The organism is Cupriavidus sp. DL-D2, from assembly GCF_039710735.1.
GTDB lineage: Bacteria > Pseudomonadota > Gammaproteobacteria > Burkholderiales > Burkholderiaceae > Cupriavidus.
Genome location: NZ_JBDKXK010000053.1, coordinates 1 through 9,691 on the forward strand (window position 1 = coordinate 1; position 9,691 = coordinate 9,691).

The window sequence follows — 9,691 nt, forward strand, 5'->3', positions numbered from 1 at the left end:
ACCTCGGGAAAGAAACCCTGAGAAACTAAGCCTCAATCCCCTGCGACTGCAGGTACTCGTCGTACGTACCCAGGTAGTCGGTGATCGTACCGTCCGTGCGGACTTCGATCACGCGCGTGGCCAGGCCATTGATCAGTTCGCGGTCGTGCGAGACGAAGATCAGGGTGCCAGCAAACTTGTCCAGCGCAATCTGGAGCGATTCGATCGACTCCATGTCCATATGGTTGGTCGGCTCGTCCATGGCCAGCACGTTGTGGCGGCCCAGCATCAGCTTGCCCCAGATCATGCGGCCCTTCTCGCCACCCGACAGCACCTTCACGTTCTTCTTGATGTCGTCGGCCGAGAACAGCAGGCGGCCCAGCGTGCCGCGCAGCGACGTGTCATCGTCGCCGGCCTGCGTCCACTGGCTCATCCAGTCCATCACGTTCACGTCCGTCGGGAATTCCTCGTACGTGTCTTGAGGCATATAGCCAACGTTGGCGTTTTCTGCCCACTTGATCGTGCCACGATCCACTTCCACGCCACGCTGCACACCGGTTTCCACCGCGCTGTTCAGCAGGCTGCGCAACAGCGTGGTCTTGCCCGCGCCGTTCTCGCCGATGATCGCCACGCGCTCGCCGGCCTGAATCGCCATCGACAAGTTGTTGATGATCTTGCGGTCATAGGTCTTGGTGACGCCATCGGCTTCCACCGCCAGGTTGTGCAGCTTCTTCTCGAACTCGAAGCGCACAAACGGGTTCTGGCGCGAGGACGGCTTGATGTCCTCGACCTTGATCTTGTCGATCTGCTTGGCGCGCGACGTCGCCTGGCGAGCCTTGGACTTGTTGGCCGAGAAGCGACGCACGAAATCCTGCAGTTCGGTGATGCGTTCCTTGGCACGCGCGTTGGCGGCCATCTGCCGTTCGCGGGCCTGCATCGACGCCTGCATGTAGTCGTCGTAGTTGCCCGGGTAGACCTTCAGCGTGCCGTAGTCCATGTCGGCCATGTGCGTGCACACGGAGTTCAGGAAGTGGCGATCGTGGGAAATGATGATCATGGTGGAGTTGCGCTCGTTGAGCACATCTTCCAGCCAGCGGATCGTGTTGATGTCCAGGTTATTGGTCGGTTCGTCGAGCAGCAGCACGTCCGGGTTCGAGAACAGCGCCTGGGCCAGCAGCACGCGCAGCTTCCAGCCCGGGGCGACATCGCTCATCGGGCCCTGGTGCTGGTCGGTGGGAATGCCCACGCCCAGCAGCAGTTCGCCGGCACGCGCCTCGGCCGTGTAGCCGTCGTACTCGGCGTACTTGGCTTCCAGCTCGGCGGCCTTCATGTAGTCTTCGTCGGTGGCCTCGGGGTTCGCGTAGATGGCATCGCGCTCGCTGGCGGCAGCCCACATTTCCGTATGGCCCATCATCACTACGTCGAGCACGCGGTTGTCTTCATAGGCAAACTGGTCCTGGCGCAGCTTGCCCAGGCGGATGCCCGGCTCCAGCATGACCGTACCCGACGATTGCTCCAGGTCGGCGCCCAGGATCTTCATGAACGTGGACTTGCCGCAGCCGTTCGCGCCGATCAGGCCGTAACGGTTGCCCTCGCCGAACTTGACCGAGATGTTCTCGAACAACGGCTTGGGGCCGAACTGCATGGTGATGTTTGCGGTAGAAAGCACGTCTGAAACCTTGTCTGGAAAGCGGGTGTGCCGCGTGGGTACCCTGAGAAGCCTGGAAAGCCAGCGTGGGACCGGATATGTACCCGGCTTGCACCTGATATGGGCGCAGGGGGCTACCGGATGGCGCGGCGGAATGAGGAAATAACCGGGCATTTTAGCACTTGCGGACGCATCCCGTAAGTCAGGTCCGCCAGTGCCGCCTGCGTTACTACAGCGTCGGATACGCCGACAGCGCCAGCGAGAATCCATCCGCCCCCGACTTCACGCGCGCCTGCGCGCCCACCGGCAGCGTCAGCTTGCGCGGGCAGTGGCCGAATGGCAGGCCAGTCAGCACCGGAATGCGCAACTGGGCACGGATGTAGTCGAACACGGTGTCCATGTCATAGCCGTTGTCGTAATCCGTGGTGCGGTAGTTCGAGAAATCGCCGAGCACGATGGCCTGCTGCCGCGCCAGCACGCCAACCTGCAGCAGTTGCAGCAGCATCCGCTCCACGCGGTATGGCGGTTCGTTGATGTCTTCGAGGAAGAGGATGCCGCCGTCGACTTCAGGCAGATAAGACGTGCCAAGCAAGCTGCACAGCATGGCGAGATTGCCGCCCCAGAGGGTGCCCTCTACGGTCGTTGCGGCACCTTTCTGCGGCGCGTCGATGTCGATCCGGTAAGCCGGATTGCGCAGGATGCCTTCGAAGTGCTGCCACATGAAGGCATCGGCGGGTTCGGCACCAAAATCAGCCAGCAGCATCGGACCTGCAAACGTTACACCGCCCGTCGCGGCCAGATAGGCCAACTGGAAAGCCGTGAAATCGCTGTGTCCGATGATCGGCGTGCCGGTCGCCCGGGCCTGTTCGGCGATACGTGCGAAATCGATGCTACCGAGTATCCTTGCCAGCCCGTAGCCACCGCGCACGGCCAGCGTCAGCTCGCCTGCGTCGCCCGTGCCGATGGCGTGGAGGTCCGCCAGCCGCTCCTCATCGGTGCCACCAAACCGCAGGTAGCGGCGCGACAGGACCTCGGGGTTGTTGACCTGATAGCCGTGCAGCTTGAGCCATGCGCGGCCGCGTTCGGCAATCGCCGCATCATGCGGATAGCCGGAGGGCGCAACAAGACGGACTGCTACGGGCTGGACTTGGGAGGGTTGGCTCATGCTTCAGCGTTGACGGTAGGGTCGGAACAGCGGAAGCGCCGATTTTCGCCTAATCGGCCGGCGATGGCGAGGGCGGCGTCGGCTGCGCTTCCGTGGCTGCCGCCTGGGCGAGTTTCTGTGCGGCCTTCTGCGCCCGGCGTCGCGCACCGAAGAAATCGCGCAGCATCTGCCCGCATTCGTCGGCCATGACACCGCGTGCGACCGTGGTCTGGTGATTGAGTGTGGCCTGCGCGAACAGGTCCACGACGCTGCCAGCCGCCCCGGTTTTCGGATCGGTAGCGCCGAACACCACGTGCTTGAGCCGCGCGTGCAGGATGGCGCCGCTGCACATCGCACATGGCTCCAGCGTCACGTAGATCTCGCACTCGGGCATGCGGTAGTTACCGAGCACCCGGGCGGCGGCGCGCAAAGCCTGCATTTCCGCGTGAGCCGAGGGGTCGACAGAACGGATCGGCAGGTTATGACCGCGGGCGATGATCGTGTCGTTCCAGACCACCACGGCCCCCACGGGCACCTCGCCTGCCGCTTCCGCCAGCCGCGCCTCTTCGAGCGCAGCCGTCATGTAGAAGCGGTCACGTGCAGCGTCGTCCTCGAACGTGGGCGCGGTGGTCATGATCCGGCTCGCTCAGTCCTGCGCAGGCAGCGAGAACGGGGCGCTGACTTCGGCCCAGCAGTTCGGCGTTTCGAACAGCACAAGCTTGGTCAGTTGCAGATGGTGGTTGAAGCAGTTGCGGAAGACCGGGGCGAGGATGTCGAATGCTTCCTGCGCCAAATTCTCGACGGTCGGAATGCTGTCGATGACCACGGTCTTGTGGTTATCCATGGTCTGCAGGAAATTCAGCAGTGCCGTGTCTCCCCGATAGATCAGGAACGCGTGGTCCCACTTCGACACCAGATGCTCGTTGGCGAGCGTCTTGATATCGCCGAAGTCCAGGATCATGCCGTCATCGGGCGCGCCTTCCTGATGCAAGACCTCGCCGGAAAGCGTCAGATCCAGCCGGTAGCGATGGCCGTGGATGTTGCGGCACTGGCCGCCGTGGCTCGGGATGCGGTGGCCGGAGTCGAATTCGAGCCGGCGTGTAATCGAAACTTGTTTGCTCATGTGTCAGCGAATGCCCAGCAGCTTGTGGGTCTGCAACGACAGGCGCCAGCGCGGATGGCGCTGGCAGAAATCCACCGCTGCGGCTGTATTCTGCCGTGCCAGCGGACCATCCATGGCCTGCACCAGGAAATAGCGGAAATCCAGTTGTTCGTATGCCGCGAAGTCCTGGCCGTCCTGCGGCATCACCACCTTCAGCTCGTCGCCCTTCTTGACGACAAGCTCCGAACCCATCTTCGGACTCACGCAAACCCAGTCGATACCGTCCGGCACTGGCAGCGTGCCATTGGTCTCGATGGCGATTTCGAAACCCTGCGCGTGCAGGGCGTCGATCAGCGGCGCATCGAGCTGCAGCAGCGGTTCGCCGCCCGTGCAGACCACCAGCGGCTGACCGCCCCGGCCCTGCCATTCAGAAGCCACCACCGCGGCCAGTTCCTCTGCAGTCTTGTACTTGCCGCCGCGCGTACCATCGGTGCCGACGAAATCGGTATCGCAGAACTGGCACACGGCCTTCGCGCGATCTTCCTCACGACCGGTCCACAGGTTACAACCCGAGAAACGGCAGAACACCGCGGCGCGGCCGGCGTTAGCGCCTTCGCCTTGCAGCGTGTAGAAGATTTCCTTGACGGCGTAGGTCATGCGTGTGGGTATGGGACTTGTGTAGGGCTTGTAATCGAGTGGTTGCCTGCTCAAAAAATAGGCAAAAGCCGCAGCGTGAGCAACCGGCGATTGTATCAAGAACTTAGGGTTTCTGCTAAGGCATCCTATGGCATGGCCCGCAGCCGATCGGTCAGGAAATCGAGAAATACAGCAATCCGAGTGGATAGCTGCGTGTTGAGATAGTAAACGGCATGGATAGGCTGGCGCACCTCGATGGTGTCTTGAGGCAACACCTGCGCCAGACTGCCCGCCCGGCGGTCGGCATCGGTCATGTAATCGGCCAGGCACACGATGCCCTCCCCGGCCAACGCCAACTGGCGGAGCGTCTCGCCACTGGAAGCCGTTAGCGCGGGCTGGATCTGAATGTCGCTGCCCGATGCATCCCGGAGTGGCCACCGGTTCAGGGTTTCGGGTTGCGTAAAGCCGATCAGCGTGTGCTGGCTCAAGTCAGCTACGCTCTTTGGCCGGCCGTGCGCCTTCAGATAGCCCGGACTTGCCACGACGCGGATCTGGCTCGTGCCCAACGGCCGGGCGTGCAGTGTGGAATCGCGCAGCGGGCCGATGCGGATGGCGACATCGGTGCGATGCTCCAGCAAATCGATGATCTGATCGTTGGTGTTCAGTTCGAGCGAAATCTCGGGATACGCCGCACGAAACGCCCCAACCAACGGCACGATCACGTGGAACATGAACGGCGACGCCGCATTGACGCGCAGCCGCCCCGCCGGTTTCTGCCGGCGCAGCCGCATCTGTTCTTCGGCCTGATCCGCCGCCCCGAGGATCTGCCGCGCGTGGGCCAGCATCACCGCGCCTTCCTCGGTCAGCTCAAGCCGCCGCGTGGTTCGGCGCAGCAAAGTGGTGTCGAGCTTTTCTTCCAGCCTGGACAACGCGCGGCTGATGCCGGAAACGGTCTGTCCCAGTTGTTCGGCGGCGGCGGTGATCGAGCCACTGTCCACCACGGTGACAAAGGCCAGCAGTTCTTCTAGTGTCAGAGTCATTGTTGAATTCTAGTCAACTATGTTCTGTCGATCACGGGGTTTCTGCGCAACAAACCTTGGCGCACACTGCGTTCATCGTCTACACACAGCATGCACAAGGAGCCACCCATGCAAATGCCTCAACTCGGCCTCGGCACGTTCCGCCTCAAGCAACAGCAGGCCATCGACTCGGTGACTACCGGCCTGGAGCTCGGGTATCGCCATATCGACACCGCGCAGATCTACGGCAATGAAGCCGATGTCGGACAGGCCATTGCCACGGGCGGCGTACCGCGCGGCGAGTTGTTCGTGACCACCAAGATCTGGATGGCGAACCTGGGTCGCGACGCCTTGCACGCCAGCCTGGAGACCAGCCGCGAAAAGCTCGGCCTCGATCGTCTGGACCTGACGCTGATCCACTGGCCAGCACCGGACGACGGCGTGCCGCTGGCGGAATCCATGGAAGCCCTGGCCAAGGCGCAGGCTGATGGCCTGACGCGCCAGATCGGCGTCTCGAACTTTACGATCGGGCACCTGAAACAGGCCATCGACGTCGTGGGTGCCGCGGCCATCGCCACGAACCAGATCGAGATGCATCCGTTCATGCAGAACCGCAAGGTGACCGATTTCATGCGCGAACACGGGCTGCATGCCACCGCCTATATGCCGCTGGCATACGGCAAAGCGCTGGAGGACGCCACGCTTCAGCGTATCGGCCGCGCGCATGGAGTTTCCGCCGCGCAGGTAACTCTCGCCTGGCTGTTGCAGCAAGGCATCGCCGTGATTCCATCGTCTACCAAGCGCGCCAACCTCGCCAGCAATCTGACGGCTGCGCAACTGACACTGACCGATACGGAAATGGCGGAGATTGCCGCACTGGACCGTGGCGAAAGGCTAGTCAGCCCAGACTTCGCGCCGAAGTGGGATTGAGCCTGCCGTCGACCGCCGGACTCAGGTCTTGACCGCGAGCACGCCGTCGCCGGCCGCCATTTTCTTGAGCCGCGCGGTCATCGGCAGTTCCACATACCGGTAGACCAAACAGCCGAACACCGCTGTCGAGACAAAGGCCGCCGCTGCCAGCAGATCCACTGGCACGGCGTCCAGGTAGCGCGAAGAAAACTTGTAGAACGCCGGGATCGTGAAGACCTGGACCAGATAGATGCTGTACGACGCGCCCCCGAGGTAGACCAGCCATTTCGAGGCCAATTGCCGCATATGGAGCGCGCCATAGACCAGCAACACAGCGGGGACACCCGACAACAGCAAGCGGTCGATATCGGGCCGCCAGACCATCGTCACGCAGAGCAACGCCGCCCCCACCATCGCGAGCGGCAGTCCGATGCGAAATCTGCCTGACTGGTAAGCCTTTGCCACCATCATGCCGCACGCGAATTCGAGCGCTATCGGCCGGCTCCACCCAAGCAGCACCGCCACGATCAGCGCCAGGATCGGAAACAGGAACGCATAACGCCTGCGGGTGAAGATGAGCCCTACCGCGAACAGCGTATAGAACAGCAACTCGTACTCGAGCGACCATCCGACATACAGCACGGGCATGCGATCCAGTGCGACGCCCGCGACGAACAGAAGCGATGACACGATGTGCAGCAGACCGCGGTCATCATCGCGAAACGCGGCGGGCACCACAAAAAGCAGCGCGATCATGGCGAAGGTAAGCAGCCAGTAGATCGGTACGATCCGCAGAAGCCGCTCCTTGAAAAACTCGGATGCGGTACGGTGCTTGCGATCCTGCGTGTAGACCATGACGAAGCCGGAAATCACAAAGAAGACATCGACGCCGCAGTCACCCCACCCCTCGATCCGCACCAGCGAAGTGGACAAGCCGTACACCTTGGAAATGCCGATCACATGGAACATCACCACGGCCAGCGCGGCCAGCGCCCGCAGAATCTGAATATTGTTCAGCATGTCCCCTCCTCCACGCCTGACCCCGGGGTGATCGCTCTCGATCGGTAGCGCCGGCCCCATATGGTGCGGTCCGCCTGCGCAGCATGGGACGGAATGCCACGCCCGGCTGTGCGGTGCCGCGCATTGGCCCCCAGGCCGGATTGGCCTGCGTCAATCCCATTGGCAGCCCGATGCCGCTGGCGACGGGAAACTGTGCTGGCGCAAGACTCGCCTCTTCTCCCCCTGATACGTTGATCGCCAGCAGGAATGCTGTCGATCGCGCACAAAAGCGCAACTGAAAAGGGGAAGCAACGTGTCAAATTCGCAAGCCATCCCAACCGCCGTCATCCAGCCTGTCGACGCGGCCTCCGATCCCGGTTTCCAGGGCAATGACCGCCTGTTGTTCGGCATTGTGCTGGGCGTTCTCACATTCTGGCTGTTCGCGCAGACCGTGTTCAATGTGGCGCCCGATATGGAAAAGACGCTGGGATTACCTGCCACGACGATGAACATCGCCGTCGCTATCACAGCCTTGTTCTCCGGCATCTTCATCGTCTTCACGGGCGGCCTGGCCGACCGTATCGGTCGGATGCGGATTCTCCGCTTCGGCTTTGTCCTAAGCATCTGTGGGTGCCTGCTGGTAGCGCTCGCGCCGTCAGGCACATTCGCCGCGCCGGCCCTGATCCTCGGCCGTGCGCTGCAGGGTTTATCGGCAGCGTGCATCATGCCGTCCAGCCTGGCGCTGGTGAAGACGTATTGGCACGGCGCGGCGCGGCAGCGTGCCATCAGCCTGTGGTCGATCGGATCATGGGGCGGCTCGGGTCTCTGCGCGCTGTTCGGCGGGTTCGTCGCCGGCAATTTCGGCTGGCGCTCGATCTTTCTCGTGTCGATCTTCGTGGCGCTGGCCGGATTGCTGCTGATCCGCGGCACACCCGAAAGCCGGGCCAACACCGGACGTGCGGTGCGCATCGACCGCTTCGGCATCTTCACTTTCATGCTCGCGATGATCGGGCTGCAGGTAGTTGTGACACAGGGCAGCCGACTTGGCTGGGACAGCGTCGCTACCTTGTTGCTCGGCGCCAGCGCGCTGCTGTTCGGCGCGATCTTCCTGCGGCATGAATTGCGCACACAGGATCCGTTCATCGATTTCAGCCTGTTCCGCAATAGCACCTACACCGGCGCGACAATTTCCAACTTCATGCTGAACGGCGTGGCCGGTACGTTGATCGTCACGATGCAAACGATGCAGTTAGGCGGCAAGCTGTCCGTGCAGCAGGCGGGGATGCTGACCATCGGCTTTGCCGTCACGATCATCGGGTTTATCCGCGTGGGTGAAATACTGCTGCGGCGCTTCGGCTCGCGCTTGCCCATGCTGTGGGGCTGCATGATCACAGGGCTTTCCGTGCTGCTGCTGGCGCAGACGCAATTCTCGCTGGAAACCTACAAGATACTGGTGTTCGTGGGCTTCGCGCTGCAAGGCATCGGACTGGCGTTCTACGCAACGCCTTCGACCGACGCGGCCCTGTCGGCCCTCCCCGAGAACCAGGCCGGCGCCGGTGCGGGGATCTACAAGATGGCATCGTCACTCGGCGGCGCATTTGGCGTAGCCATCTCGGCAGCCATCTTTACGGCGATCCGGACCGATACCGGTGGCCCGATATTCGACGGCCTGCTGGAATTTCAGGGGGGCAAGGAAATCGCCGTGCGAGAAGCCGCCAGCATCGCCCTCTCCTTCAACCTGCTGATGGTCGTGATCGCGGCAATATCGATCATGATGACGATTCCGAAGGCACGGGATCGGGCAACACGTTCCTGACAAAAGAAAAAGGCCGACTTAACCGTCGGCCTTTTCTGTCCTACCCGTTGTTATTCCCACTCGATTGTAAACAAGCACATAAAATCCTTTAGTGACAACAGCTTGCAAGAACGGTCAAACTCAGTGCCACGAAAAATGCCATGTGCAGATCATGAGGCTAAACACGGCTTGCAGCGTCGGCGTTCACGCTCCTGGTCGGCGATCTCGCCCGGCTGCAATGCCAGCTCGGCATCGGGCATGCGCTCCAGCACGTCGCGTAGACGGATGGTGCAAGGAATGGGCGGCGGCTCGAACTCGTAGCCGTCAGCGATCATTTCGGCCGCGACTTCCTCGGTGATGAAAAACGGCTCGGCGTCCTGGTGCGGCCTCGTCATGCCCTTTCCTCCTGGCGTTCCTGTCGTTTTCAGAAGACGGCTGCACTGAACGTCAGAAGCCGACT

General features: G+C 62.2%; 10 protein-coding genes. 2 read left to right on the top strand and 8 right to left on the bottom strand.

The annotated features are described in order from the left end of the window. Positions 1-25: 25 nt before the first annotated feature. The 6 genes from ABDB81_RS22615 to ABDB81_RS22640 form a co-directional block, all read right to left on the bottom strand. On the bottom strand, positions 26-1,648 hold the full coding sequence (locus tag ABDB81_RS22615) for an ABC-F family ATPase (protein ID WP_137924673.1): 1,623 nt from the start codon (positions 1,646-1,648) through the stop codon (positions 26-28). 208 nt (positions 1,649-1,856) lie between these two features. Then, positions 1,857-2,792: a muramoyltetrapeptide carboxypeptidase gene (ldcA, locus tag ABDB81_RS22620; protein WP_346813646.1), complete on the bottom strand. Its 936-nt coding sequence runs from the start codon at positions 2,790-2,792 to the stop codon at positions 1,857-1,859. A 49-nt stretch (positions 2,793-2,841) separates the two neighbouring features. Beyond that, entirely contained in the window at positions 2,842-3,405 is a 564-nt protein-coding gene (gene tadA / locus ABDB81_RS22625; RefSeq protein ID WP_137924671.1) for a tRNA adenosine(34) deaminase TadA, read from the bottom strand. A gap of 12 nt (positions 3,406-3,417) precedes the next feature. After that, a complete protein-coding gene (locus tag ABDB81_RS22630; RefSeq protein WP_137924670.1) occupies positions 3,418-3,894 on the bottom strand; it encodes a 6-carboxytetrahydropterin synthase in 477 nt (158 codons plus the stop codon). Positions 3,895-3,897: 3 nt separating this feature from the next. Next, positions 3,898-4,530 carry a 7-carboxy-7-deazaguanine synthase gene (gene queE / locus ABDB81_RS22635; protein ID WP_137924669.1) on the bottom strand — a complete coding sequence of 211 codons (633 nt, stop codon included), beginning with the start codon at positions 4,528-4,530 and terminating at the stop codon, positions 3,898-3,900. 125 nt (positions 4,531-4,655) lie between these two features. Beyond that, positions 4,656-5,549 carry a LysR family transcriptional regulator gene (locus ABDB81_RS22640; protein WP_137924668.1) on the bottom strand — a complete coding sequence of 298 codons (894 nt, stop codon included), beginning with the start codon at positions 5,547-5,549 and terminating at the stop codon, positions 4,656-4,658. A 108-nt stretch (positions 5,550-5,657) separates the two neighbouring features. On the opposite strand from ABDB81_RS22640, the gene dkgB reads away from it, so the two are divergent. Continuing rightward, a complete protein-coding gene (gene dkgB, locus ABDB81_RS22645) occupies positions 5,658-6,458 on the top strand; it encodes a 2,5-didehydrogluconate reductase DkgB (RefSeq protein ID WP_346813647.1) in 801 nt (266 codons plus the stop codon). A 21-nt stretch (positions 6,459-6,479) separates the two neighbouring features. On the opposite strand, the gene ABDB81_RS22650 is transcribed toward dkgB, so the two are convergent. Beyond that, a complete protein-coding gene (locus ABDB81_RS22650; protein WP_346813648.1) occupies positions 6,480-7,457 on the bottom strand; it encodes an acyltransferase in 978 nt (325 codons plus the stop codon). Positions 7,458-7,749: 292 nt separating this feature from the next. Here ABDB81_RS22650 and ABDB81_RS22655 point away from each other — a divergent pair, with 292 nt between their 5' ends. Then, positions 7,750-9,252 (top strand): MFS transporter, encoded by a 1,503-nt coding sequence (locus tag ABDB81_RS22655; RefSeq protein WP_346813649.1) that lies wholly within the window; start codon positions 7,750-7,752, stop codon positions 9,250-9,252. A gap of 149 nt (positions 9,253-9,401) precedes the next feature. Here ABDB81_RS22655 and ABDB81_RS22660 read toward each other — a convergent pair whose 3' ends face one another. After that, positions 9,402-9,626, bottom strand: coding sequence for a hypothetical protein (locus ABDB81_RS22660; RefSeq protein WP_346813650.1), 225 nt, complete (start codon positions 9,624-9,626; stop codon positions 9,402-9,404). Between the last annotated feature and the right edge of the window lie 65 nt (positions 9,627-9,691).

Excerpts from the sequence above, each read along its gene's own strand:
- ldcA (WP_346813646.1), bottom strand. The coding sequence starts at position 2,792 with ATGAGCCAACCCTCCCAAGTCCAGCCCGTAGCAGTCCGTCTTGTTGCG.
- tadA (WP_137924671.1), bottom strand. The coding sequence starts at position 3,405 with ATGACCACCGCGCCCACGTTCGAGGACGACGCTGCACGTGACCGCTTC.
- ABDB81_RS22630 (WP_137924670.1), bottom strand. The coding sequence starts at position 3,894 with ATGAGCAAACAAGTTTCGATTACACGCCGGCTCGAATTCGACTCCGGC.
- ABDB81_RS22660 (WP_346813650.1), bottom strand. The coding sequence starts at position 9,626 with ATGACGAGGCCGCACCAGGACGCCGAGCCGTTTTTCATCACCGAGGAA.
- dkgB (WP_346813647.1), top strand. The coding sequence starts at position 5,658 with ATGCAAATGCCTCAACTCGGCCTCGGCACGTTCCGCCTCAAGCAACAG.
- ABDB81_RS22650 (WP_346813648.1), bottom strand. The coding sequence starts at position 7,457 with ATGCTGAACAATATTCAGATTCTGCGGGCGCTGGCCGCGCTGGCCGTG.
- ABDB81_RS22640 (WP_137924668.1), bottom strand. The coding sequence starts at position 5,549 with ATGACTCTGACACTAGAAGAACTGCTGGCCTTTGTCACCGTGGTGGAC.
- queE (WP_137924669.1), bottom strand. The coding sequence starts at position 4,530 with ATGACCTACGCCGTCAAGGAAATCTTCTACACGCTGCAAGGCGAAGGC.